Source organism: Micromonospora sp. TSRI0369 (assembly GCF_001905625.1).
Lineage (GTDB): Bacteria > Actinomycetota > Actinomycetes > Mycobacteriales > Micromonosporaceae > Micromonospora > Micromonospora echinospora_A.
On the sequence record NZ_LIVU01000012.1, the window covers coordinates 145,517 to 170,402 of the forward strand.

Below are 24,886 nucleotides of genomic sequence, written 5' to 3' on the forward strand. Positions count from 1 at the left end.
GATCACTGCCCGGACCTGTCGGGCACTGCGGCACCGGCCGGTGGACGGGCAGCGTCAAGGATAGCGAGCGATCAGCGGGCGGTGTGCTCCGGGAACCGGCAGATCTTCGCGAACTCCTCCGCGTCCAGGCTCGCGCCCCCCACGAGGGCCCCGTCCACGTCCGGCTGGGCCATGATCGCGGCGACGTTCGACGCCTTGACCGACCCGCCGTAGAGGACCCGGACCTGCTCGGCGGTGTTCGCGTCGTAGGTCTCGGCGATGCGCTTACGCACCGCGCCGCAGACCTCCTGGGCGTCCTCCGGCGTGGCTGTCTTGCCGGTGCCGATCGCCCAGACCGGCTCGTACGCCACGACGACCTTGGTGACCTGCTCGGCGGTGAGCCCCTTCAGCGCGCCGTCGAGCTGGTCGCAGCAGTGCCGCACCTGACCCGACTGCTCCCGGACCTCCAGGCCCTCACCGATGCAGAGGATCGGGGTGAGCCCGTTCGCCAGCGCCGCCGACACCTTCGCGTTGACGAGCGCGTCGTCCTCGTGGTGGTACTGCCGCCGCTCGGAGTGGCCGACCACGACGTAGCCGCAGCCCAGCTTGGCCAGCATCGGCCCGGCGATGTCACCGGTGTACGCGCCCGACGGGTGCGGCGACAGGTCCTGCGCGCCGTAGCCGATCAGCAGCTTGTCGCCGTCCACCGCGGTCTGCACGGTACGCAGGTCGGTGAAGGGCGGCAGCACCACGCACTCGACGTCGGTGAGCTGCTTCTCATTCAGGCTCGCGGCCAGCTTCTGCACCAGCAGGTTGGCCTCGAGGTGGTTCAGGTTCATCTTCCAGTTGCCGGCCATCAGCGGCCGGCGGGTCGTGCTCGCCATTCAGTTCTCCAGAGCCGCGATGCCGGGGAGGGTCTTGCCCTCCAGGTATTCCAGGGAGGCGCCGCCGCCGGTGGAGATGTGCCCGAACGAGGACTCGTCCAGGCCCAGCGCGCGCACCGCCGCGGCCGAGTCGCCGCCGCCGACCACGCTGAACGCGTCGGCCTTGGTGATCGCCTCGGCCACGCCCCGGGTGCCGTTGGCGAACGCCGCCATCTCGAACACGCCCATCGGGCCGTTCCAGAAGATGGTCTTCGCCTGCGACAGCACGGCGGCGAAACCGGCCACCGTCTCCGGGCCGATGTCCAGGCCCAGCCGGTGGCTGGGGATGCCGTCCGCGGGCACGGTGTCGTGCGCGGCGTCCGGCGCGAAGGCGTCGGCGGCCACCACGTCGACCGGGAGCATGATCTTGCCGGGCGCGCGCTCCATCAGGTTGCGGCAGGTCTCGACCATGTCCTTCTCCAGCAGCGACGTGCCCACCTCGTGGCCCTGGGCCTTGAGGAAGGTGAAGCACATCCCGCCGCCGATGAGCAGCCGGTCCACCGTCGGCAGCAGCGCCTCGATCACGGCCAGCTTGTCGGAGACCTTCGAGCCGCCCAGCACCACCACGTACGGGCGCTCCGGCTCGCCGGTGAGGCGGCTGAGCACCTCGACCTCGCGCAGCACCAGCCGGCCCGCGACGTGCGGCAGCCGGGCCGGCACGTCGTGCACGCTGGCGTGCTTGCGGTGCACCGCGCCGAACGCGTCGTCCACGTAGGCGTCACCGAGCGCCGCGAGCTGGTCGGCGAACGCGCCGCGCTCCGCGTCGTCCTTGCTGGTCTCGCCCTTGTTGAACCGCAGGTTCTCCAGCAGCGCGACCTGCCCGTCGGCCAGGCCGGCCACGGTGGACCGCGCCGAGTCACCGACGGTGTCCTCGGCGAAGGCCACCGGGGCGCCGAGCAGCTCACCGAGCCGCCCGGCGACCGGGCGGAGGCTGAACTGCGGATCCGGGGCGCCCTTCGGGCGACCCAGGTGCGAGCAGACGACCACCTTCGCACCGGCCTGCACCAGCGCGCTCAGCGTCGGCAGGACGGCCCGGATCCGGCCGTCGTCGGTGATGTCCCCGGTCTGCTTGTCGAGCGGGACGTTCAGGTCGGCGCGCACGAGCACGCGCCGACCCGACACCCCCTCGGCGAGCAGGTCGTCGAGGTTACGGATCGTCACAGCGACTGACCCACCAGCTTGACCAGGTCCACCAGGCGGTTCGAGTAGCCCCACTCGTTGTCGTACCAGCCGACGACCTTGACCTGGTTGCCGATCACCTTGGTCAGCGGCGCGTCGAAGATGCACGACGCCGGGTCGGTCACGATGTCGGCGGAGACGATCGGGTCCTCGTTGTAGGTGAGGATGCCCCGCAGCGGGCCCTCGGCGGCGGCCTTGAGCGCGGCGTTGACCTCGTCCACGGTGGTCTCCCGGCCGACCGTCACGGTCAGGTCGGTGGCGGAGCCGGTCGGGATCGGCACGCGCAGCGCGTAACCGTCCAGCTTGCCCTTCAGCTCCGGCAGCACCAGGCCGATCGCCTTCGCGGCGCCGGTCGAGGTCGGCACGATGTTGAGCGCGGCGGCGCGGGCCCGGCGCAGGTCCTTGTGCGGCGCGTCCTGCAGGTTCTGGTCCTGCGTGTACGCGTGGATGGTGGTCATCAGACCCTGCTGGATGCCGAACGTGTCCTGCAGGACCTTCGCCATCGGCGCGAGGCAGTTGGTGGTGCAGGAGGCGTTCGAGATGATGTTGTGCTTGGCCGGGTCGTACTGGTCCTGGTTGACGCCCATGACCACGGTGACGTCCTCGTTCTTCGCCGGCGCGGAGATGATGACCTTCTTGGCCCCGCCGTCGAGGTGCGCCTTCGCCTTGGTGCCGTCGGTGAAGAAACCGGTGGACTCGATGACGACGTCCGCGCCGACCTCGCCCCACGGCAGGTTCGCCGGGTCCTTCTCGGCGTACGCCTTGATGGTCTTGCCGCCCACGGTGATCTCGTCGGCGGTGGCCTTCACCTCGTGCGGGAGGCGGCCCAGGATGCTGTCGTACTTGACAAGGTGGGCGAGCGTCGCGTTGTCGGTCAGGTCGTTGACCGCCACGACCTCGATGTCAGCGCCGGACGCCAGCACTGCCCGGAAGAAGTTGCGGCCGATCCGGCCGAAGCCGTTGATGCCAACCCGGATGGTCACAGGTCCCATCTCCTCGCGTTCTGGTCCGCCGGCGCCAGACCGGGGCCGGCGGAGGTGTGTGCGCCGACCGTTGGAGCCGGCCGTCGACATGTCATCTCGGCCACCCCGCCGCGGTCCCGGAGACCTGACCGCCCGAGGCGGTGAGCACGGCGAGGGATGCCTGTGCGCGGCCCCCTTGCCGTACGCAGCGACCATATCCGAGCGTGCGACGTCGCGCTGCGGCGGGTGGTGACCCCGCTCGCGGTGCTCGCCGCCCGAGTCCTATCAGACCACGAGCATGTCGGGCGTGACTGCCGCTTCCGTATCCGGGATGCCCAGGTCGCGGGCGCGCTTGTCGGCCAGCGCGAGCAGCCGGCGGATCCGGCCGGCGATGGCGTCCTTGGTCAGTGGCGGCTCGGCGAGCGCGCCCAGCTCCTCCAGGGACGCCTGACGGTGCTCCAGCCGCAGCCGGCCGGCCGAGGTCAGGTGGTTGGGCGCGTCGTCGGCGAGGATCTCCAGCGCGCGGGTCACCCGGGCCGCGGCGGCCACCGCCGCACGGGCCGAGCGGCGCAGGTTGGCGTCGTCGAAGTTGGCCAGCCGGTTGGCGGTGGCGCGCACCTCCCGGCGTACCCGCCGCTCCTCCCAGGCCAGCACGCTGGAGTGCGCGCCGATGCGGGTGAGCAGCGCGGCGATCGCGTCGCCGTCCTTGACCACCACCCGGTCCACGCCGCGCACCTCGCGGTTCTTCGCGGTGATGCCGATGCGGCGGGCCGCGCCGACGAGCGCCAGCGCCGACTCCGGGCCGGGGCAGGTGATCTCCAGCGCGCTGGATCGGCCCGGCTCGGTCAGCGAGCCGTGCGCCATGAACGCGCCCCGCCAGGCCGAGACCGCGCAGCAGACGTTCGCGGCCACCACGTGCGGCGGCAGGCCGCGCACCGGGCGGCCCCGCACGTCGAGCAGGCCGGTCTGCCGGGCGAGCGCCTCGCCGTCCTTGACCACCCGCACGATGAAGTGGCTGCCCTTGCGCAGGCCACCGGAGGCGAGCACGTGGATCTCGCTCGGGTAGCCGTAGACCTCGGCCACCTCGCGCCGCAGCCGGCGGGCCACCGCGCCGGTGTCCAGCTCCGCCTCGACCACGACGCGGCCCGACACGATGTGCAGACCGCCCGCGAAACGCAGCAGGGCGGCCATCTCCGCCCGCCGACAGCAGGGCTTGGGCACGTCGACCCGACTCAGCTCGTCCTTGACCGCAGCCGTCATCGCCATAGTGCGCCCCCTCACGGACCGGTTCCGGCGTGTCGCCGGTGATTACGTACGTGTCTAACGATCGGCGCGCAGGACAGGCACCAGCGCGGCGCCCAGGGCAGCTGGATCATGACGGGGCGTGCCGTCGAGGACGGCGACGGGAGCGAGGACCAGCCGGGCACCAAGCGATTCTGCCGCACGTTCGACCGCCGCGGGATCACCCACCGCCGTCGAGTCCGCCAGCACCCGGTCCACCTTCAGCTCGGGCAGATAGCGCCGCAGCGTGTCCAGATGGTCGGGCAGGGAGAGCCCGGAGGTCTCCTTCTCGGCCACCAGGTTGAGCGTCACCAGCCGCCGCGCCGAGCTGGAGACGATCGCGTCGGCCAGGCCCGGCACCAGCAGATGCGGCAGCACGCTCGTGTACCAGCTGCCCGGCCCGAAGATCAGCCAGTCCGCGGCGCGTACCGCTGTCACCGCCTCGGCGCACGCGGCCGGCGCGGGCGGGTTGAGCCGCAGCGACTCGACGGTGCCCGGGGTGACCGCCACCTGGTGCTGCCCGCGCACGGTGGACACCTCGTCCGGATGGGCCGGGTCGGCGCCGCGGACCCGCGCCTCGATGCCCACCGGCTGGCGGGACATCGGCAGCACCCGCCCCACCGCGCCGAGCATCGCGCCCGCGTGGTCGAGCGCGGCCACCGGATCGCCGAGCAGCTCGGTCAGGCCGTGCAGCAGCAGGTTGCCGACCGCGTGGCCGGCGAGCGAGTCACCGGCGCGGGCGGCCGGAACCGGTGCGGCGAGCGTCGGCGCCGGCGGCACGGCGGTGGTGAAGCGGTACTGGAACAGCGCCGCGCTGCGCCGGGTGGCCGGATGGTCGCCGGCCAGCGCGACGAGCGCCTGACGCAGGTCACCCGGGGGCAGGCCGCCGCGCTCCGCGCGCAGCCGCCCGCTGGACCCGCCGTCGTCGCCGACGGTGACCACCGCGGTGATGTCCAGGTCCAGTTCGGGTACGCAGTGCCGCAGCGCCCGCAGCGACGCCGAGAGCCCGTGCCCGCCGCCGAAGGCGACCACCCTGGTCGGGGTCACTCCCGCCCCAGGTCCCGGTGCTGGGCGTTGGCGGCTATGCCGGAGCGGCGCAGCCGGGCGGCCAGCTCCTCGGCGATCGCCACGCTGCGGTGCTTGCCGCCGGTGCAGCCGACCGCCACGGTCAGGTAGCGCTTGCCCTCCCGCTCGAAGCCGGCGGTGGTGGCGTTGACCAGGTCGGCGTACCCGGCCACGAAGGCGTCCGCGCCCTCCTGGCCCAGCACGTACGCGCTCACCGCCTCCTCCCGGCCGGTGTGCTCGCGCAGCTCCGGCACCCAGTACGGGTTGGGCAGGAACCGGGCGTCCATCACGAAGTCGGCGTCCGGAGGCAGGCCGTACTTGAAGCCGAACGAGATCACGGTGATCCGCAGCCGGCGGGCGTCCTCGCCGCCGAACAGCTCCTCGACCCGGCGCCGCAGCTGGTTCACGTTCAGGTGGCTGGTGTCGATGATCACGTCGGCCTGGTCGCGGGCCTCCTCCAGCAGCGTCCGCTCGACGGCGATGCCGTCGGCCAGCCGCCCGTCGCCCTGCAACGGGTGCGAGCGGCGCACGCTCTCGAACCGGCGGATCAGCACCTCGTCGTCGGCGTCGACGAAGACCACCCGGGGCTGGAAGCCGCGCTCGCGCAACTCCCGGATCGCCCCGGCCAGGTCGGTGGAGAACGCCCGCGAGCGCACGTCCAGCACCATCGCCGTACGCCGGGCCGCGCCACCGGCTTTGAACGCCAGCTCGGCCATGTCGAGCAGCAGCGCCTGGGGCAGGTTGTCGACCACGTAGTAGCCGACGTTCTCCAACGCCCGGGCCACAGTGCTGCGCCCGCCGCCGGACAGCCCGGTCACCACCACCAGTGAGGTGTCCGACTCGGCCTGCGCAGGCCGTACCGGCGTCGTCTCCGCCTCGGTCGGCCCCAGGTCTCCCGCTGTACGCGCCTCGCTCACCCGCTACCCCCAGCCGTGGCGCCGCGGCCGGTCGGCCGCGCATGGTCAATCAGCGACTCTAACGGCTGCGACCCGGCCCGGGATTCCACGGGGTGACGACCGGAACATGTCGCCGGCCCCGGAGCGGCTCGCCGGGACGGCGCTGTCGGGGGACGCTCGTAGACTGCCCGGATGGTCTCCCCCACCGACGAGCGGACCAACGCCCCCCAGACCGACGACGCGCTGCGGGTGCTGCGGCGGGTCTTCGGGTACGACGCCTTCCGCGGCTTCCAGCAGGAGGTCGTCGAACACGTGGTGTCCGGCGGCGACGCGCTGGTGCTCATGCCCACCGGTGGCGGCAAGTCGCTGTGCTACCAGATCCCGGCGCTGGTGCGCGACGGCGTGGCGGTAGTGGTCTCCCCGCTGATCGCGCTCATGCAGGACCAGGTCGACGCCCTCACCGCCGTCGGCGTACGCGCCGGTTTCCTCAACTCGACGCAGGACCCGGCGCAGCGGCGCCGGGTCGAGGCGGCCTACCTCGCCGGCGAGCTGGACCTGCTCTACCTCGCCCCGGAAGGGCTCGCCGTACGCTCCACGCTCGGCCTGCTGGAACGCGGCCGGATCGCGCTGTTCGCGATCGACGAGGCGCACTGCGTCTCGCAGTGGGGGCACGACTTCCGCCCCGACTACCTCAACCTGTCGATGCTGCACGAGCGCTGGCCGGACGTGCCGCGGATCGCGCTGACCGCCACCGCGACCCGGGCGACCCGCACCGAGATCGCCACCCGCCTGCGGCTCACCGAGGCCCGGCACTTCGTGGCCAGCTTCGACCGGCCCAACATCCAGTACCGCATCGTGCCCAAGCGGGAGCCGCGCAAGCAGTTGCTGAGCCTGCTGCGCGACGAGCACCCGGGCGACGCCGGCATCGTCTACTGCCTGTCCCGGGCCTCGGTGGAGAAGACCGCCGAGTTCCTGGTCGCCAACGGCATCCCCGCGCTGCCCTACCACGCCGGGCTGGACGCCACGACCCGCGCCACCAACCAGCAGCGCTTCCTGCGCGAGGACGGGCTGGTCATGGTCGCCACGATCGCGTTCGGCATGGGCATCGACAAGCCCGACGTACGCTTCGTCGCCCACCTCGACCTGCCGAAGTCGGTGGAGGGCTACTACCAGGAGACCGGCCGCGCCGGGCGCGACGGGCTGCCGTCCACGGCCTGGCTGGCGTACGGGCTGCAGGACGTGGTGCAGCAGCGCAAGATGATCGAGACGTCGGAGGGCGACCTGGCGCACCGGCGCAACCTCGCCGCCCACCTGGACGCGATGCTGGCGCTCTGCGAGACGGTCCGCTGCCGCCGCGCCCAGCTGCTCGAATACTTCGGCGAGACCGCAGTGGCCGCCTGCGGCAACTGCGACACCTGCCTCGACCCGCCGGAGTCCTGGGACGGCACCGTCGCCGCGCAGAAGCTGCTCTCCACCGTCTACCGGCTCGACCGCGAACGCAACCAGCGCTTCGGCGCCGGGCACAGCATCGACATCCTGCTCGGCAAGCACACCGACAAGATCGACCAGTACGGCCACGACTCGCTGAGCACGTTCGGCATCGGCTCCGAGCTGCGCGAGGCCGAATGGCGTGGCGTGGTGCGCCAACTGCTCGCCGAGGGTCTGCTCGCCGTCGAGGGCGACTACGGCACGCTGGCGCTGACCGAGGCCAGCGCGGACGTGCTCGGCCGCCGCCGTACCGTCACGCTGCGCAAGGAGCCGGAGCGTCCGGCGGCCGGCCGGTCCGCCAAGCCCCGGGGCGCGGCCACTGTGGTCGCCGACCTCTCCCCCGCCGCCGCGCCGGTCTTCGAGCGACTCCGCGCGTGGCGCGCGGCCACCGCCAAGGAGCAGGGCGTCCCCGCGTACGTCATCTTCCACGACGCGACGCTGCGGCAGATCGCCGCCGAGCCGCCGGCTTCCCTGGCCGAGCTGTCCCGGGTCAGCGGGGTGGGCGAGAACAAGCTCGCCAAGTACGGCGAGGCGATCCTGGCCGTCCTCGCCGAGTCCTGACGCACGCGAAAGGGCCCGACCCCCGTGGTGGGGGTCGGGCCCTTTCGGTGTGCGTGCTGCCTGTTCTTGCTCTGCAGCCATGGGTGCGGCGGTGGTGTTGTTAGCTGGTGCTGTAGCCGCGGGTGGCGATCCAGTCGGCGAGGTTGTCGATGCTCATCCGGTAGGTGGCGGTGTTCGGGTTGGCGCTGTCGGCGATGGTGACGGTGCGGCCGTCGTCGCGGTAGCCGATGACGCTGATGTAGTGGCCGCCTTCGAAGGAGTGGGTGTTGCCGTCGGTGTCGGTGGCGGTGCCGGCGATGTTGGCGACCACGGCCCGGCCGGCGTCGACGGTCTTCACCACGTCAGCGCGCAGGATGTCGGTCTGCTTGTCGTCGGCCTTGGGGGTGCTGATCTCGACCGACTTGTAGGCGTCCTTGGCGCCGGTCTCCTTGTTCAGCACGGGGGTGATGTCGTTGATGGAGTTGGTGCCGGCCTCGGTGGTGCCCATCTCCTCGGCCATGGCGTGCACGTCGATGTTCTTGCCCTGCACGCTCAGCGCGTTACGGGCGGCGGCGGGGCCGCAGAAGTAGAAGTTGGGCTGGGCTTCGTAGCGCACGTCCAGTTCGCGCTCGCCGTGGCCGCTCTTGCGGTCGGCCACCACGCTCGTGGTGCCGGTGGTGGGGGCGGCGTGGGCGGCGATCGCGGGGCCGGCGATGCCACCGGCGGTGGCGACGACACCAGCAGCGGTCAGAACGGTCTTGCGCAGCAGAGTGGTAGCCATGATGGTTGCCTCCCTGAAGTGGGGGATGACGCGGCAAAGGGGGGGTGCCGCGAGGGGGAAGTCTTGGGGGTGCCCGTGGAAGGGCTGGCACGCGGGCGACCCGAGAGGGGGCTGCTCCGCGGCTCGGGGATGTAACGACCACCGGGCCGGGGTCATTCCCGCCGGCGGGGGTGCTCGTCGTCGGGGGATGTAACGACGGCCGGGCCGGGGCGATTCCCGTGACCTGACCCGTGGTGCCGGGCGGACCGGGTTGAGCGCTCGGCCCTGATGCCTGGGCGGCCAGCCATGTACAACGCCTGCACCCCACCCCGGATTCCGCCGTGAGCATGGCGCCGACCACAACGCGCCACCCCGGCAAACCGGACACCGGCCCCAAGGCGCGCTGGGCGGCGCCTTCGCGGTGCGCGCGCACGGCGATCTTGCAGTTTGGTGCTGGACAAACCTCGCAAAGCGAGCATCTGTTGGGCACCAAATGCAAGATCAGGGGACGGGATGGCGGTTTCGCCCATCGGGAACAGGCGTGGCTGGAACGGCGTAGGTGTCAAAAGCGGGCGGAGACACCCACGGCGTTCCACCCGAGACACCTGGCGACGGCGACTGGAACGGTGTGGGTGCCAAACGCGGGCCGAGACACCCATGGCGTTCCACCCACGGCACGCGACGACGGTGGCGGGCCGGCGGACCGGACAACGGGCGTTTGTTGACGCCCGCTGGACAGCGGCCGGGCCACGACGGCAGGCGCGAGCACGAGAAGGGTCAGGGACGGGGGGCAGCCGTGGTGGCGTCGGTGGAGCCGTCGAGCGCGGCCAGGATCGCCTCGGCCGTACGCCTGCCGACTCCGGGGACCTCGGTGATCTCCTCCACGGTGGCGGTGGAGAGCCGCTTCAACGAGCCGAAGTGCCGCAGCAGCGCCTTGCGGCGTACCTCGCCGAGGCCGGGCACGTTGTCCAGCGCCGACTCGGTCATCCGCTTGGAGCGGCGCTGGCGGTGGAACGTGATGGCGAAGCGGTGCGCCTCGTCGCGTACGCGTTGCAGCAGGTAGAGCGCCTCGGACGTACGCGGCAGGATCACCGGGAACTCGTCGTCGGGCAGCCAGACCTCTTCCAGCCGCTTGGCCAGCCCGCACAGCGCCACGTCGTCGATGCCCAGCTCGGCGAGCGCCTTCGCGGCGGCGGCGACCTGGGGCGGGCCGCCGTCGACCACCACGAGCTGCGGCGGGTACGCGAACTTGCGCGGCCGCCCGGTGGTCGGGTCGATGCCGGGTCGGTCGGGGTCGGAGGCGGTCTCCTCGCCCAGCTCACCGGTCTCGGCGCGCGCGTCGAGGTAGCGGGCGAAGCGCCGCCGCAGCACCTCGGACATGGCCGACAGGTCGTCGGTGGCGCCGCGCACGATGAAGCGACGGTATTCGCTCTTGCGGGGCAGCCCGTCCTCGAACACGACCATGCTGGCGACGACGTCGGTGCCCTGGATCTGCGAGACGTCGAAGCACTCGATGCGCAGCGGTGACGTGTTCATGGCGAGCGCGTCGGCGATCTCGTCGAGCGCCTGGCTGCGGGTGGTCAGGTCGCCGGCCCGCTTGAGCTTGTGCCGGGCCAGCGCGTCCCTGGCGTTGCGCTCGACGGTCTCCAGCAGCGACCGCTTGTCGCCGCGCTGGGGCACCCGCAGCGACACCCGGCTGCCCCGGCGGGTGGAGAGCCAGTCGGCGAGCGCGTCGGCGTCGCCGGGCAACTCGGGGACGAGCAGCTCGCGCGGCACGTCGGCCTCGCCCTGCTCGCCGCCGTACACCTGGGTGCAGAAGTGGTGCACCAGGTCGCCGGTGCTCAGCTCCTCGGTCTTCTCCACCACCCAGCCGCGCTGGCCGCGCACCCGGCCGCCGCGTACGTGGAACACCTGCACGGCGGCTTCGAGCGGGTCGTCGGCGAACGCGACCACGTCGGCGTCGGTGCCGTCGCCGAGCACCACCGTCTGCTTCTCCATGGCCCGGCGCAGCGCCGCGACGTCGTCGCGCAGGCGGGCGGCCCGCTCGAACTCCAACTGCTCGCTGGCGTCGAGCATCTCCTTCTCCAGCCGGCGGACCATGGTGTCGGTGCGGCCGGCCATGAAGTCGCAGAAGCCGTCGACGATCTCGCGGTGCCGTTCGGCGGTGACGCTGCCGACGCACGGCGCGGAGCACTTGCCGATGTAACCCAGCAGGCAGGGCCGGCCGACCTGCCCGGCCCGCTTGAACACCCCGGACGAGCAGGTCCGCGCCGGGAAGACGCGCAGCAGCAGGTCGAGCGTCTCGCGGATCGCCCAGGCGTGGGAGTACGGCCCGAAGTAGCGCACGCCCTTGCGCTTGGCGCCGCGCATCACCTGCAACCGGGGGTATTCCTCGTCGAGCGTGACCGCGAGATAGGGGTACGACTTGTCGTCGCGGTAGCGGACGTTGAACCTGGGGTCGTACTGCTTGATCCAGGTGTATTCCTGCTGGAGCGCCTCGACCTCGGTGGCGACGGTGATCCAGTCGACCGACTCGGCGGTGAAGACCATCTGCCGGGTGCGCTGGTGCAGGCCGACCGGGTCGGCGAAGTAGGAGTTGAGCCGGCTGCGCAGGTTGCGCGCCTTGCCGACGTAGATCACCCGGCCGGTGCCGTCGCGGAAGCGGTAGACCCCTGGCGACTCCGGGATGGTGCCGGGCGCGGGACGGTAGGTCGAGGGGTCAGCCACGTTCTCAAGCCTAGTCCGCACCCCCGACACCCGGCCGCCGCCGCGCCCCCGGGTGACCGGGGGCGCGGCGGGGGTCAGGCCAGGCGGATCTGGTCGCCGTCGACGGTGATCTCCTTGGCCGGGAGCGGCTTGGTGGCCGGGCCGCCCTTCACCGAGCCGTCGGTGATGGAGAACCGACTGTTGTGGCAGGTGCAGTTGATCGTGCCGCCGTCGACGTTCGACACCGGGCAGCGCTGGTGCGTGCAGATCGGGTCGAACGCCTTGAACTGGCCGGCCTCGGGCTGGGTGATCACCACGCCCTGGCTGGCGAAGACCGCGCCGCCGCCGACCGGGATGTCCGAGGTACGGGCCACGGCGTTGCTGCCGGCCCGGTCACCGCCACCGGCGTCACCGGTGGCGGTGGCGCCGGGCGGGCCACCGCTGGTCGGGGCGAGCCCGGGCGACGCGTCGTCGTCGCTGCCGCAGCCCGCGAGCACCACGGCCGCGCCGACCGCGCCGGCGCCGGCCAGCAGGGCACGGCGGCTCTGGGTGACCGGTCGGGTCAACGCCTGGTCATCACTCATATCCGGCCTTTCTCTCGACTTACTGCGGAAACACGCACCAGCGTGGGACACGGTTCATACTGGCGCGTCAACGAACCGGGCACCGCGGTGGAGGACGTCGGTCAGCGCGCCCCGGCCGGCACCTTGCGGGCCCGCGGCTTGGCGCCGCCGTTGGCCTTGGCCGCCCGGGTGGTGGCCGCCTTGGCGCCCTTGGCCTGGCCGTCGAGCTTGAGGATCGGCCGCAGGAACTGCCCGGTGTGGCTCTCCGGCACCTCGGCGACCTCCTCCGGCGTGCCGGTGGCGATGACGGTGCCGCCCCGGTGCCCGCCCTCGGGACCCATGTCGATGAGCCAGTCGGCCGTCTTGATCACGTCGAGGTTGTGCTCGATGGTGATGACCGTGTTGCCCTTGTCGACCAGGCCCTCCAGCACCATCAGCAGCTTGCGGATGTCCTCGAAGTGCAGGCCGGTGGTCGGCTCGTCGAGCACGTAGACGGTGCGGCCGGTGGAGCGCTTCTGCAGCTCCGAGGCGAGCTTGACGCGCTGCGCCTCACCGCCGGACAGCGTCGGCGCGGGCTGGCCGAGGCGCACGTAGCCGAGGCCGACGTCGACGAGCGTCCTGAGGTGCCGGTGGATGGCCGGGATGGCGGAGAAGAACTCGGCCGCCTCCTCGATCGGCATGTCCAGCACCTCGGCGACCGTCTTGCCCTTGTAGTGCACTTCGAGCGTCTCGCGGTTGTAACGCGCGCCCTTGCACACCTCGCAGGGGACGTAGACGTCCGGCAGGAAGTTCATCTCGATCTTGATGGTGCCGTCGCCGGAGCACGCCTCGCAGCGCCCGCCCTTGACGTTGAACGAGAACCGGCCCGGGCCGTACCCCCGGACCTTGGCCTCGGTGGTCTCGGCGAAGAGCTTGCGGATGTGGTCCCAGACCCCGGTGTAGGTGGCCGGGTTGGAGCGCGGGGTACGCCCGATCGGCGACTGGTCCACGCCGACGACCTTGTCCACGTTCTCCAGGCCGGTGACCCGGGTGTGCCGGCCGGGCACCAGCCGGGCGCCGTTGATCTGGTTCGCCAGCACGGCGTAGAGGATGTCGTTCACGAGCGTCGACTTGCCCGAGCCGCTGACCCCGGTGACCGCGATGAGCTGGCCGAGCGGGAAGCTCACGGTGAGGTTGCGCAGGTTGTGCTCGCGCGCGCCGTGCACCACCAGCTCGCGCCCCGGCGTCTGCGCACGGCGGTCGGCGGGCGTCGGGATGGACTTGCGCCCGGCCAGATACGCCCCGGTGACGGACTCGGCGTTGTCCAGCAGCGCCGGCACCGAGCCGCTGTGCACGATCTTGCCGCCGTGCTCGCCCGCGCCGGGGCCGATGTCGACGATCCAGTCGGCCACCCGGATGGTGTCCTCGTCGTGCTCGACCACGATCAGCGTGTTGCCGAGCCCGCGCAGCCGCAGCAGCGTCTCGATGAGGCGGTGGTTGTCGCGCTGGTGCAGGCCGATGGACGGCTCGTCGAGCACGTAGAGCACGCCGACCAGGCCGGAGCCGATCTGGGTGGCGAGCCGGATGCGCTGGGCCTCACCGCCAGAGAGCGTGCCGGCCGGGCGGTCCAGCGAGAGGTAGTCCAGGCCGACGTCGAGCAGGAACTTCAGCCGGGCGTTGATCTCCTTGAGCACCCGCTCGGCGATCATCTTCTGCCGGTCGGTCAGCTCGATGCCGGCGAGCAGGTCGGCCGCCTCGCCGACGGAGAGGTTGCAGACCTCGGCGATGCTCTTGCCGGCCAGGGTGACCGCGAGCACCTCGGGCTTGAGCCGCGCGCCGCCGCAGGCCGCGCAGGGCACGTCCCGCATGTAGCCCTCGTACTTGTCCCGGGACCACTCCGACTCGGTGTCGGTGTGCCGGCGCTCGATCCACTGCACCACGCCCTCGAAGCCGGTGTAGTAGGAGCGCTCGCGGCCGTACTTGTTGCGGTAGCGCACGTGCACCTGGTCGTCGGAGCCGTGCAGGATCGTCTTCTGCGCCCGCGACGGCAACGCCCGCCACGGCGTGTCGATGTCGAAGTGCTCGGCCTCGCCCAGCGCCTCCAGCAGCCGCAGGAAGTATTCGAGGTTGTGCCCGGTGGCCCACGGCTGGATCGCGCCCTCGCGCAGCGTGCGCTCCGGGTCGGGGATGACCAGCTCGGGGTCGACCTCCTTCTTCGTGCCCAGGCCGGTGCACTCCGGGCAGGCGCCGTAGGGGGCGTTGAAGGAGAACACCCGGGGTTCCAGGTCCTCGATGGCGAGGGGGTGGTCGTTCGGGCAGGCCAGGTGCTCGGAGTAGCGGCGCTCGCGGGCCGGGTCGTCCTCCGGCAGGTCGACGAAGTCGAGCAGCACCAGGCCGCCGGAGAGCCCGAGCGCGGCCTCGACCGAGTCGGTCAGCCGCTGCTTGGCGCTCGGCTTGACGCTGAGCCGGTCGATCACCACCTCGATGGTGTGCTTCTCCTGCTTCTTGAGCTTCGGCGGCTCGGTCAGCGGGTGCACCACGCCGTCGACCCGGGCCCGGGCGTAGCCCTTGGCCTGCAGCTCGGCGAACAGGTCGACGTACTCGCCCTTGCGGCCGCGCACCACCGGCGCGAGCACCATGAACCGGGTGCCCTCGGCCATGGCCAGGACGCGGTCGACGATCTGCTGCGGGCTCTGCTTGGAGATGCGCTCGCCGCAGATCGGGCAGTGCGGCTCGCCGATGCGGGCGAACAGCAGGCGGAGGTAGTCGTAGACCTCGGTGATGGTGCCGACGGTGGAGCGCGGGTTGCGCGAGGTGGACTTCTGGTCGATGGAGACGGCGGGGCTGAGGCCCTCGATGAAGTCAACGTCGGGCTTGTCCATCTGGCCGAGGAACTGCCGGGCGTACGACGACAGCGACTCGACGTAGCGGCGCTGCCCCTCGGCGAAGATGGTGTCGAACGCCAGGCTCGACTTGCCCGAACCGGAGAGCCCGGTGAAGACGATCAGGGCGTCCCGGGGCAGGTCGAGACTGACGTCACGCAGGTTGTGCTCGCGCGCGCCACGGATGATCAGTCGGTCGGCCACGGTGCGTGTGCTCCCGGAAGAAGAATATGAGGCGGATCTGTGCACCAGACGCCGGGTCTGGGTGTTTTTCACAGGTTGTCGGGGCGCAGAAAAGACGCCTCGGCAACTCTAGCCCCGACGTGTGACAACTTCCGTCGCGCGAACATTCCCCCAGCTCAGGCCGGTCGGGCGGGAACCACTCATTCCCACCCGACCGGCTCGGGCCGGTTCAGAATGCCCCGGGAGCCGGGGGCGTGGCCGGACGCCCGGTGCGTCGCCGCCCGCCACGCCAGCCGCCCCGCCGTTCGGCCGCCAGCCGGGCCGCGCGCCGGCCGCCCTCGTACTCGATCTCCCGCTGCAGCCGGCGCCAGCTCTCCCAGCGGCGCACCGGCAGCGCGCCGTCCTCCAGCGCGTCCCGCACCGCGCAGCCCGGCTCGGCGTCGTGGGCGCAGTCGCCGTACCGGCAGCCGGCGGCCAGCTCGGCGATGTCGGCGAAGGCGCGGTCCAGACCGGCGGCGCCGTCGAGCAGGCCGACCGCCCGTACCCCGGGGGTGTCCAGCACCGCTCCCCCATCCGGCAGCGGCACCAGCGACCGCCAGGTGGTGGTGTGCCGGCCCTTGCCGTCGACCCGGCGGATCGCCTGGGTCCGCATCACCTCCGCCCCGGCCAGCGCGTTGACCAGGCTCGACTTGCCGGCGCCGGAGGGGCCGAGCAGGCCGAGCGTGCTCCCCGGGCCGACGAACCGGCGCAGCGGCGCCAGGCCCGCGCCCCGCTCGGCGCTGACCGGCAGCACCGGCACGCCCGGCGCGAGGTCGGCCAGCTGCCGGGCCACCGCTTCCGGGTCCGCGGCCAGGTCGGCCTTGGTGAGTACGACGAGCGGCTCCGCGCCGGATTCGTGCACCAGGGAGAGCAGCCGCTCGATCCGCGCGGCGTCCGGCTCCGGGTGCACCGGTTCGACCACCGCGGCGGCGTCGAGGTTGGCGGCCAGCACCTGGCCGCTGGCGTCCTTGCCGGCGGTTCGCCGCACCAGCGCCGTACGCCGGGGCAGCACCGCCTCCACGGTGACCGGGCCGTCCGGCCAGGTGGACAGCAGCACCCAGTCGCCCGCGCAGGGCAGCGCGGTCAGGTCACGGGCGGCAGCGGCGAGCACGCCGCCGCCGAGGCTGGCCCGTACCGGCCCCTGCGGGCTCAGCACGGTGCAGACGCCCCGGTCCACCCGGGCGACCCGCCCGGGACGGTGGCCGGCACGCCGGTCGAGGTGGGCCGCCCAGCCGGCGTCCCAGCCGAGGGCGGTCAGGTCGAGAGTCATGGTGTCCTCATCGGTGTCGAGGGGGTGCATGGCGGAACACACGCGCTGCGGCCGGCATGCGCACCACCTCCCCTCCGACTCCCGGTGCCGCGTTGGCGACGACGCGGACCGGGCGGCCCGAGGTCGTCGGCCCTGACGGTAGGTGGCGCGCCGACGCGCCGAAAGCGATTTCCCCTGCGGCGCGGCCCGCTCGGGCCAGCTAGGGTCGAACCGTGAGAACGAGATGACCGCCGACCCCCTGCTGCTGACCGGCCCGCTGGCCGAGGCGAACGACCGGCTCCTGCGTACCGTCTCCGGCCTGACCGCCGCGGACGTCGCGGCGCCCTCGCTGCTGCCGGGCTGGTCCCGGGCGCACGTGCTCACCCACCTGGCCCGCAACGCCGACGGGTTCGTCAACCTGCTCACCTCCGCGCGCACCGGCGAGGACATCCCGATGTACGCCTCGGCGCAGGCCCGCGCCGACGACATCGACGCCGGCGCCGAGCGCGGTCCGGCCGACCTGCTCGATGACGTACGCCGCAGCGGTCAGCGCTTCGACGCAGCGGTCGCGGCGATGCCCGTCGACGCCTGGGGCGCCACCGTGCAGACCCGGCGCGGCCCCTGGCCGGCGGCGATGCTGGTCTGGGGCCGGCTGCGCGAGGTCGAGGTCCACCACGTCGACCTGGCGGCCGGTTACCAGCCGGCGGACTGGCCGGAGGCGTTCGCCCAGCGGCTGCTGCACGAGGTGGTGACCGGGCTGTCCGGCAATCCGGCCGCGCCGGCCATGGTGCTGCGCTTCGACGGCGCGGCCTCCGAACTCGTCGTGGGCGACCCCGAGGGGGCGCCCACGATCACCGGCCCCGCGCCGGAACTCGCCGCCTGGCTGACCGGCCGGGGCGCGGGCGAGCTGCTCACCGTCGACCCCGACGGCCCTCTGCCCAACCCACCGGAATGGATCTGAGCATCGTCATGACCTACACCGGAGACGTCACGCCCGGCGGGCCGCCGGCCGTGCGCGAGCTCGACCGGCTCACCGTCAGCAAGCTGTCGGTGGGCCCGATGGACAACAACGCCTACCTGCTGCGCTGCCGGGCCACCGGCGAGCAGGTGCTGATCGACGCGGCGAACGAGGCGCCTCGACTGCTGGAGCTGGTCGGCGACGGTGGGCTGTCCGCCGTGGTGACCACGCACCGGCACATGGACCACTGGGTCGCGCTGGAGGAGGTGGTGGCCAAGACCGGTGCGCGCGCGCTCGTGCACGCCGACGACGCGGAGGGCCTGCCCATCTCCGCCGAGCGGCTCAGCGAGGGCGACACCGTGACGGTGGGCGACTGCACGCTGGAGGTCATCCACCTGCGCGGGCACACCCCGGGCTCGATCGCGCTGCTCTACCGCGACCCGGCCGGCACCCCGCACCTGTTCACAGGGGACTCTCTCTTCCCGGGCGGGGTCGGGAACACCGACCAGGACCCGGAGCGCTTCGGCCGGCTCATCGACGACGTCGAGGCCAAGCTCTTCGACCGCCTGCCCGACGACACCTGGTTCTACCCGGGGCACGGCAAGGACAGCACCATCGGCGCCGAGCGGCCCGCGGTGCCGCAGTGGCGCGCCCGCGGCTGGTGAGCACGACCGGCCCGGCCTCCCCCGTGGCGGCCGGGCCGGTCGCGGTCAGCCGGTGACAGTGACCGCCCGCAGCCGGCGCCGGGTGGCGAGCAGCACCGGCCCGGCGAGCAGCAGCCCGACCGCCATGGTCAGCACCGTGGGGTTCAGCGCGCCGGGAAGCAGCCCGGTCAGCGCCCGCGCGGTGAGCCCGAGCGCCACGTAGAGCCCGGCCCAGGCGGTGGCCCCGGCCGCCGCGCAGGCCAGGAACCGCCGGTACGACATCCGCAGCCCGCCGGCGGCCAGCGGCAGCAGCGCGTTGAACACCGGCAGGAACGGCGCCACCAGCACGATCCGTCCGCCGCCGCGGTGCAGCAGCGTCTCGGCGGCGGTCCACCGGGACTCGCCGATCCAGCCGCCGACCCGGCTGTCCCGCAGCTGCCCGCCCCAGCGCCGTCCGGCGAAGAAGCTCAGCGACCAGCCGGCCAGGCAGCCGGCGACCACCGCCGCGACGGTCAGCGCCCCGCCGGCCGGGCGACCCGCGCCGACCGCGGCGAGGACCGCGGCGTCGCCGGGCACCAGCACCCCGATCAGGGGTACGGCGTCGGCGAGCATCACGATGCCCAGCAGACCCATCAGGAGGGTGGTGGGCAGCTCACCGGCGGCGGCCACGAGATCGTTCATGAGCTGCACGCTATGGCCCGCCGGTCACCTGGCACATCGGGCATGATCCCCCAGTGGTCCCCGACACCCGACCCGGAGATCCCTGAGGGTCATCGGGGGCGCAGCACCTGCACCCGGCGTACCGGGGAGTCGACGGAGGGCTCGGTGGTCGGCACCGGGTAGCTGGCCACCAGCTCCAGTCCGTCCGGCGGCAGGTGGCCCCGGTCCGGGTCGCCGACCAGCACCTCGACGCCGTGGTCGGCGCAGCGCCGCAGGTAGGGCAGGACCCGCGCGGCCAGTCCGGCGTCGTAGAGCGCGTCCCCGGCCACCAGCAGGTCGGCGCCGGCGACGCCGTCGAGCAGGTCGTCGCTGTCGGCGGCCACCATGACCCGGTTGGCGCGGGCGTTCACAGTGACGGCCGCCACCGCGTACGGGTCGATGTCGTTGGCGACCACCTCGTCCGCGCCGGCGAGCGCGGCGGCGATGGCGACCAGCCCTGATCCGGCGGCCAGGTCGAGCACCCGCCGCCCGGCGGCCAGCTCGGGGTGGTCGAGCAGGTGCCGGGCCAGCGCCTGCCCGCCGGCCCAGACCGACGCCCAGTACGGCGGCGGCAGCGACCGCCCGGCGGCGGCCTCCATCCGGGCCCACCACAGGATGGCGTCCTCGGCCAGGTGCAGGCGTACCTCGGGCACGAACGGCGTGTCGACCAGGCGCAGGCGGTCCGGGCCCGCGCCGGGCGCCGCGATCTCCTGTTCCAGGTCGGCCAGAGCCGTCTGCGTGCTCATCGGGGCAAGCATGCCGCGCCGCGCCCGACGCCGGGGTGATTTTCCCGGCGCGGCACGTATTCACGGGCGCGCCGCGCGCTTCCGGCAGCGGATTGCGGCCCGGACGGTTACTGTCAGGGTGGTACAGGGCGATCACCGGCCGCGGAGCCGGTGCTCGCCCGCATTGAACAGGGAGAGACGCATGGCAACCGGCACGGTCAAGTGGTTCAACTCGGAAAAGGGCTTCGGCTTCATCGAGCAGGACGGCGGAGGCCCGGACGTGTTCGTCCACTACTCGGCCATCCAGAGCAGTGGCTACCGCGAGCTGAACGAGGGTCAGAAGGTCGAGTTCGAGGTGACCCAGGGCCAGAAGGGCCCGCAGGCGGACAACGTCCGTCCGATGTAGTGACGTGCCGGTGGCGGCGGTCGGGGCTCCGACCGCCGTCGCAGCGCATCATCAAGACGGCGCGGCCGGCAGGTCGCGCCGTCTCCGTAGCGGCCCGGCCAGCAGGATCAGCGGGGTCAGCGCCAGCCACGCGGTCATCACCCGGATCGCGCCGCCCGGCCCCCAGGCCGCGCCCAGCGCGCCGGCGAGCAGGGCGGCCAGTGGAATCGTGCCGTAGTTGAGCAGGTGCATGCTCACCGTGACGCGGCCGAGCAGCCGGTGCGGCGTGTACGTCTGCCGGAAGCTGCCCTTCACCACGTTGCCGACCGCGACGCCCAGGCTCACCAGCACACCGCCGAGCACCAGCCACGCCGTGCGCGCGCCGGGTCCGGCCAGCGGGATGAGCAGCGCGGGCGGCCCGGTGAGGGCGCCGGCGACCAGCAACGTCCGGGCGCTGCCGATCCGGCGGGCCAGGCGCGCGGCGAGCGCGGCCCCGATCACGCCGCCGAGGCTGGCGAGGCCGATCAGGAGGCCGACCAGGCCCGCCGGGAGTTCGGCCGAGCGCACCAGGAACACCACGAGCACCGCCTGGTAGCCGATGAGCCCGATGTTGCTCGCCGCCCCGAAGACCGTCAGCACCCGCAGGTACGGGTCGCGGACGACGAACCGCAGTCCGGCGGCGACCTCGCGGCGCAGCGACGTCGTCCCGTCCGGACGGTGCGGGCGGGCCTCGACCGCGCTGATCCGGCGCAGGCAGAGCGCGGACAGCAGGAAGGTGAGCGCGTCCAGCGCCACGGCGGTCACCGCGCCGACGAGCTGGGCGACGAGACCGGCCAGTCCGGGTCCGACGAGGTAGCTCGCGGTCTGTGTGGCGTGCAGCCGGGCGTTGGCCTCGGGCACCTGCTCGGGACGCAGCAGCGTGGGCAGGTAGACCTGGTCGGCGGTCTCGAAGAAGACCCGGGCCAGGCCGGCGCCGAGCGCCACCATCAGCAGGTGCCCGACGGTGAGCAGCCCGGCCAGGGCGGCCAGCGGCACGCTGGCGAACAGCGCCGCGGCGGCGAGGTCGGCGGCGATCATCACCGGGCGACGGCGGACCCGGTCGACCCACGCCCCGACCGGCAGGCCGGCGAGCAGCCAGGGCAGCCACGCCGCGGCGGTGAGCACCGCCACCTGGAAGGTGGTGGCGTCGAGCACCGCGACCGCGACCAGGGGCAGCGCCACAGTGGTCATGTTGCTGCCCACGGCGCTCACCGTGTGGCCGGTCCAGAGCAGCCGGAAGTCGCGGTGCCGGAACAGCCCGCCGCGCGGTGGGGCGGCCGGCCCGGCCGTAGATGCGGGGGCGGTCACGACGGGCGCCCCGGTAAGGCGCGCGCGGCCGGCGCCGGGACGGTGTGGGCGGTCACGGCCGGCCCGGGACGCCGTGGGCGAAGACGAAGACCGGCTCGCGGCGCTGCCCGTCGTCGGGGATCGGCCGGTCGGCCCATCGGGTGAGCAGGGCGATCACCTCGCGGCCGAGCGCCTCCAACTCTTCCGGGGTCAGGTGCAGCCAGTGGTCGGTGCTGAACGGGGCGTCGTTCCACGCGGCGTGTGTCTCGTCGGAGGCGGCGTGCCAGGCCCGCACCAGCTCGGTGTGCCGCTCCAGGTTGAGTGAGCCGGCGGCCTCGACGACGACCCGGGTGGACGGGTCGTCGCCGAAATCGGACTCGGACCAGCGCACGCCCCGGTTGCGGGGCTTCCACCAGCGTTCCCGGCGGTCGCGTGCCAGCTCGGGCGCCTCGACCAGCAGGTCGGCGGCGGCCAGCACCTTGAGGTGGTGGCTCACGTTCGCCGGCGCCTGGTCGGTGCGCTCGGCGAGCATGCCGACGGTGCACGGGCCGTACACCTTGAGCACGTCCATGAGCCGGCGGCGCAGTGGGTGAGCGAGCGCGGCGAGCACCCGCGAGTCGGTGATCTGCCGGACGGTCGGCTGTTCCATGCGCCGAGTCTCACATTGGCAAGAGCTATTGCGCAACACCTCTTGCCGAATTGCCCCGCCGACGGCGCCGCGACCCGTGGTCGCGGCGCCGGACGGTCAGGCGGTCAGCCGCCGGGACAGCTCGTCGGCGACGTCCCGGGCGATCTGCGGCGGGATGGCCTCGGCGATCTTCTCCGGCGGCAGCCCGGCCAGCACGCCGGAGACGATCTGCTGCTCGTCGGTGAAGTCCTTGCCGGACAGTTCGTTGACCTGTGCCACGAGCGCCGGCCAGGCGCGCAGCATCGCCAGCATCTGCTGCAACGGCGAGTTGGGCATGGGCGGGTTCACGAGCCCGGTCGTGTTGGCCGGCGAGATCAGCCAGTTGCGCAGGTTCTGCAGGTCGGCCAGGACGTCGCCGACGGTACGGTTCCTCGATCCCGTGTCGTTGATGAGCCGGTCGGTCTGTTCCATGTCGTCCTCCGGTTTCGCGATGGCGATCATTCCGATCGCGGTCAGATAGCGGCGGAACAGCGGGGTCTGGTCACGCCCCGCCTTGGTCGAGTCGCGGAAGAAGCTGAAGTGGGTGTGGAACAGGTGGCTGCTGTCGCCGCCGGTACGCCGTCCCAGCCGGTCCCAGCGCCGAACGGTCCTCCCGTCCGGGGAGTAGATGATCTCCCTGATGTCCCGGGTGTCGGCCGCGTTCGCCGCGCACTGCGCCACCATCCAGGCGGAGAACGTCCGCAGGTTGTGCGTGCCGCCGCCGGAGCGGACGGAGAACATGCCGACGTCCAACCCGGACGCGTGCAGGGTCAGCCCGTTCCGGTCCCGGCTGGACTCCACCACCGAGTAGTCGTTGCGCACGACCCGGTCGGAGCCGCAGTGGTAGCCACCCCGGTGGTTGACGTCGCCGACGATGCCGACCTCCGCCGGCTCCAGGTCGTCGCCGCGTACGGCCTTCTTGTCGACGTTGAGGTAGGTGAGCAACAGGTTCCGGACGGCCAGCAGGTTCGCCGGGGCCGACGTCATGGCAGATCCCCTTCCGATCGATGACCGGCGAGGGCACGACAATCACACCGCGTGATGACATGCGATCCGCGGACGCGCCCCGCCGGATAACTGCACGGCACCGGGCACTTGCCCCGAGCTTAACCACGGTTAGGCAGAAATGCCCAGCTCAGGAGCGGTTTTTTGGACTATCCGCCTGCTGTGGACGGTGCCCGCAGGAGCGGCAGCGTCAACCCCGAGGGATGCTCACGATCATGAAGGATCTCCCGCCAGCCAGCACGAAGAGTCACAGCCGTGCCGAGTGGCTCGCCGGCGCCGGGGTTGCGCGCGTAGCGGGGGTGGGCGCCACCGGAGACCTGGACCCGCAGCCGGTGCCCGGGCGCGAAGCGGTACGCGGTCGGCCAGAGCGTCACCGGCACCGTGACCACACCGGACGGATCGCGCGGGAACCGCCCGGGCTCGACGCGGACCAGTCCGTCGCAGACGTTCCAGGAACGCCCCCGCCGGTCCACGTCGCACAGACGCACGAACACGTCCAGGTACGACAGTTCGCTGCGCAGGTGGATCTCGGCGCGTACCGGCCCGGCCACCTCGACCGGCTCCGCCAGCGGCTCGCTGGTGTAGGTGAGCACGTCCGGCCGGGCCTCCACCGGCCGGTTGTCCACCGCGCCGGCCCGCTGGGCCACGAGCAGCGGCCCGCCCAGCGACGGGGTCGGGTCGGCCGGGTCGTACCAGAAGCGGTCCGGCGTGCCGTGCTCCGGCGGTTGCGGGGCGAGCCCGCCGCCGGATCGCAGGTGCCATCGGGCGGGCGTGGCGGGCGGCGGCCAGTCCGGCAGGTCACGCCAGCCGCCGCCGGCCCCGCCGACGTGCACCCGCACCGGCGCGCGCTGCGGCGCGGGCCGCCCGGCCAGGTGCGTGTCGAGCCAGTCCAGCCCTTCCCGCAGCGACGCCACGAGCAGGCCCGGACTGCCGTGGGTCCACGGGCCGACGACCAGGCGGGGTCGCGCTCCGGCGGCCCGCAGGCGGGCGTAGTCGTCGAGCTGGGCCGGCAGGAAGATGTCCTGCCAGCCGCTGACCATGGCGACCGGGGCGCGCACCTCGGTGATCCGTTCGCCGAAGACCCGGGTACGCCAGTAGCCGGCGTCCGGGGTGTGGTGGCGCAGCCACTCCTGGAAGAACGGCACAGTGACGCCGGTGGCGACCCGGTCCGCCTCGGCCAGCGGCAGGTGCGCCAGGGCACGGGCGAGCCGGGGCTGGCCGCGCTTGAGTTCCCACTGCCGGGCCAGCCAGGGCACCGTCTGCGCCTGGAGCAGCTCGGCCCAGGTGAGCACGGTGTCCAGTGCGAACGACTCCCCCGCGTACGTGGAGTCGCGGGTGGCCGAGGCGGTCACCACGGCGACCATCGCGCGCAGATCCTCGCCCGCGTCGGCGGCTACCGCCCACTGCACGAAGCCCTGGTAGCTGGCGCCGAACATGCCGAGCGCGCCGGTCCACCACCGCTGGCGGCGCAGCCAGTCCAGCGTGTCCAGCCCGTCGTCGCGCTCGTGCACCAGCGGAGCGAACTCGCCGCCGGAGCCGTACGTGCCGCGGCAGGACTGGATGACCACGTGGAAGCCGCGCTCGGCGATCAGGCGGCCGAGCAGCCGGATCGGGCCGCCTCGCCCGTACGGGGTGCGGATCAGCACGCAGTGCGCGCCGGGCAGGTCGGGCGCGTAGTGATCGGCGCGCAGCGTCACCCCGTCACGGACCCGGACCGGGATGTCCCGGGTCACGGTGACCCGCCCGGTGCGGGCGGCCGGCAGTCGCAGTGCCGCGGCGGCCGCCCGGGTGACCAGCCGCACG

At 72.9% G+C, this 24,886-nt stretch carries 21 protein-coding genes; 4 read left to right on the plus strand and 17 right to left on the minus strand.

The genetic code is table 11. The features are described 5' to 3' along the window. Nucleotides 1–71: 71 nt before the first annotated feature. The 6 genes from tpiA to rapZ all read right to left on the minus strand — a co-directional run bounded on the left by tpiA (nucleotide 72) and on the right by rapZ (nucleotide 6,279). Nucleotides 72–863: a triose-phosphate isomerase gene (gene tpiA, locus AMK25_RS28285; protein ID WP_073831417.1), complete on the minus strand. Its 792-nt coding sequence runs from the start codon at nucleotides 861–863 to the stop codon at nucleotides 72–74. Continuing rightward, a complete protein-coding gene (locus AMK25_RS28290; protein ID WP_073831418.1) occupies nucleotides 864–2,063 on the minus strand; it encodes a phosphoglycerate kinase in 1,200 nt (399 codons plus the stop codon). After that, on the minus strand, nucleotides 2,060–3,064 hold the full coding sequence (gene gap / locus AMK25_RS28295) for a type I glyceraldehyde-3-phosphate dehydrogenase (protein WP_073831419.1): 1,005 nt from the start codon (nucleotides 3,062–3,064) through the stop codon (nucleotides 2,060–2,062). Before gap ends, AMK25_RS28290 begins: the two co-directional genes overlap by 4 nt. A 264-nt stretch (nucleotides 3,065–3,328) precedes the next feature. Further along, nucleotides 3,329–4,309 carry a DNA-binding protein WhiA gene (gene whiA / locus AMK25_RS28300; protein ID WP_030503240.1) on the minus strand — a complete coding sequence of 327 codons (981 nt, stop codon included), beginning with the start codon at nucleotides 4,307–4,309 and terminating at the stop codon, nucleotides 3,329–3,331. A gap of 54 nt (nucleotides 4,310–4,363) precedes the next feature. Further along, nucleotides 4,364–5,371, minus strand: coding sequence for a gluconeogenesis factor YvcK family protein (locus AMK25_RS28305; protein ID WP_073831420.1), 1,008 nt, complete (start codon nucleotides 5,369–5,371; stop codon nucleotides 4,364–4,366). Next, on the minus strand, nucleotides 5,368–6,279 hold the full coding sequence (rapZ, locus tag AMK25_RS28310) for an RNase adapter RapZ (RefSeq protein WP_073831447.1): 912 nt from the start codon (nucleotides 6,277–6,279) through the stop codon (nucleotides 5,368–5,370). The genes AMK25_RS28305 and rapZ overlap by 4 nt, the downstream gene beginning before the upstream one ends. A gap of 198 nt (nucleotides 6,280–6,477) precedes the next feature. On the opposite strand from rapZ, the gene recQ reads away from it, so the two are divergent. After that, nucleotides 6,478–8,334, plus strand: a complete 1,857-nt coding sequence (gene recQ / locus AMK25_RS28315; RefSeq protein ID WP_073831421.1) for a DNA helicase RecQ — start codon at nucleotides 6,478–6,480, stop codon at nucleotides 8,332–8,334. 100 nt (nucleotides 8,335–8,434) lie between these two features. Here the strand turns inward: recQ and AMK25_RS28320 are convergent, their stop codons facing one another. The 5 genes from AMK25_RS28320 to rsgA all read right to left on the minus strand — a co-directional run bounded on the left by AMK25_RS28320 (nucleotide 8,435) and on the right by rsgA (nucleotide 16,695). Next, complete coding sequence (locus AMK25_RS28320) at nucleotides 8,435–9,094, minus strand: C39 family peptidase (protein ID WP_073831422.1); 660 nt, start codon at nucleotides 9,092–9,094, stop codon at nucleotides 8,435–8,437. Between the two features lie 756 nt (nucleotides 9,095–9,850). After that, a complete protein-coding gene (gene uvrC / locus AMK25_RS28325; protein WP_073831423.1) occupies nucleotides 9,851–11,800 on the minus strand; it encodes an excinuclease ABC subunit UvrC in 1,950 nt (649 codons plus the stop codon). 74 nt (nucleotides 11,801–11,874) lie between these two features. Continuing rightward, complete coding sequence (locus AMK25_RS28330; RefSeq protein WP_073831424.1) at nucleotides 11,875–12,363, minus strand: Rieske (2Fe-2S) protein; 489 nt, start codon at nucleotides 12,361–12,363, stop codon at nucleotides 11,875–11,877. A gap of 101 nt (nucleotides 12,364–12,464) precedes the next feature. Next, nucleotides 12,465–15,407 (minus strand): excinuclease ABC subunit UvrA, encoded by a 2,943-nt coding sequence (gene uvrA / locus AMK25_RS28335; protein WP_073831425.1) that lies wholly within the window; start codon nucleotides 15,405–15,407, stop codon nucleotides 12,465–12,467. Nucleotides 15,408–15,615: 208 nt separating this feature from the next. Further along, nucleotides 15,616–16,695: a ribosome small subunit-dependent GTPase A gene (rsgA, locus tag AMK25_RS28340; protein WP_073831448.1), complete on the minus strand. Its 1,080-nt coding sequence runs from the start codon at nucleotides 16,693–16,695 to the stop codon at nucleotides 15,616–15,618. A gap of 223 nt (nucleotides 16,696–16,918) precedes the next feature. On the opposite strand from rsgA, the gene AMK25_RS28345 reads away from it, so the two are divergent. After that, nucleotides 16,919–17,635 (plus strand): maleylpyruvate isomerase family mycothiol-dependent enzyme, encoded by a 717-nt coding sequence (locus AMK25_RS28345; RefSeq protein WP_073831426.1) that lies wholly within the window; start codon nucleotides 16,919–16,921, stop codon nucleotides 17,633–17,635. A gap of 8 nt (nucleotides 17,636–17,643) precedes the next feature. Continuing rightward, entirely contained in the window at nucleotides 17,644–18,297 is a 654-nt protein-coding gene (locus AMK25_RS28350) for an MBL fold metallo-hydrolase (protein WP_073831449.1), read from the plus strand. A gap of 45 nt (nucleotides 18,298–18,342) precedes the next feature. On the opposite strand, the gene AMK25_RS28355 is transcribed toward AMK25_RS28350, so the two are convergent. Then, nucleotides 18,343–18,957 carry a DedA family protein gene (locus AMK25_RS28355; RefSeq protein WP_073831450.1) on the minus strand — a complete coding sequence of 205 codons (615 nt, stop codon included), beginning with the start codon at nucleotides 18,955–18,957 and terminating at the stop codon, nucleotides 18,343–18,345. Nucleotides 18,958–19,046: 89 nt separating this feature from the next. Then, nucleotides 19,047–19,721: a class I SAM-dependent methyltransferase gene (locus AMK25_RS28360; RefSeq protein WP_073831427.1), complete on the minus strand. Its 675-nt coding sequence runs from the start codon at nucleotides 19,719–19,721 to the stop codon at nucleotides 19,047–19,049. Between the two features lie 181 nt (nucleotides 19,722–19,902). Here AMK25_RS28360 and AMK25_RS28365 point away from each other — a divergent pair, with 181 nt between their 5' ends. Continuing rightward, a complete protein-coding gene (locus AMK25_RS28365; RefSeq protein WP_013287480.1) occupies nucleotides 19,903–20,106 on the plus strand; it encodes a cold-shock protein in 204 nt (67 codons plus the stop codon). Nucleotides 20,107–20,157: 51 nt separating this feature from the next. Here AMK25_RS28365 and AMK25_RS28370 read toward each other — a convergent pair whose 3' ends face one another. The 4 genes from AMK25_RS28370 to AMK25_RS28385 all read right to left on the minus strand — a co-directional run bounded on the left by AMK25_RS28370 (nucleotide 20,158) and on the right by AMK25_RS28385 (nucleotide 24,885). After that, a complete protein-coding gene (locus AMK25_RS28370; protein WP_073831428.1) occupies nucleotides 20,158–21,432 on the minus strand; it encodes an MFS transporter in 1,275 nt (424 codons plus the stop codon). 52 nt (nucleotides 21,433–21,484) lie between these two features. After that, nucleotides 21,485–22,060 (minus strand): ArsR/SmtB family transcription factor, encoded by a 576-nt coding sequence (locus tag AMK25_RS28375; protein ID WP_073831429.1) that lies wholly within the window; start codon nucleotides 22,058–22,060, stop codon nucleotides 21,485–21,487. Nucleotides 22,061–22,156: 96 nt separating this feature from the next. Continuing rightward, nucleotides 22,157–23,065 (minus strand): hypothetical protein, encoded by a 909-nt coding sequence (locus tag AMK25_RS28380; RefSeq protein ID WP_073831430.1) that lies wholly within the window; start codon nucleotides 23,063–23,065, stop codon nucleotides 22,157–22,159. Nucleotides 23,066–23,232: 167 nt separating this feature from the next. After that, a complete protein-coding gene (locus AMK25_RS28385) occupies nucleotides 23,233–24,885 on the minus strand; it encodes a CocE/NonD family hydrolase (protein WP_073831431.1) in 1,653 nt (550 codons plus the stop codon). Nucleotide 24,886 lies beyond the last annotated feature (1 nt).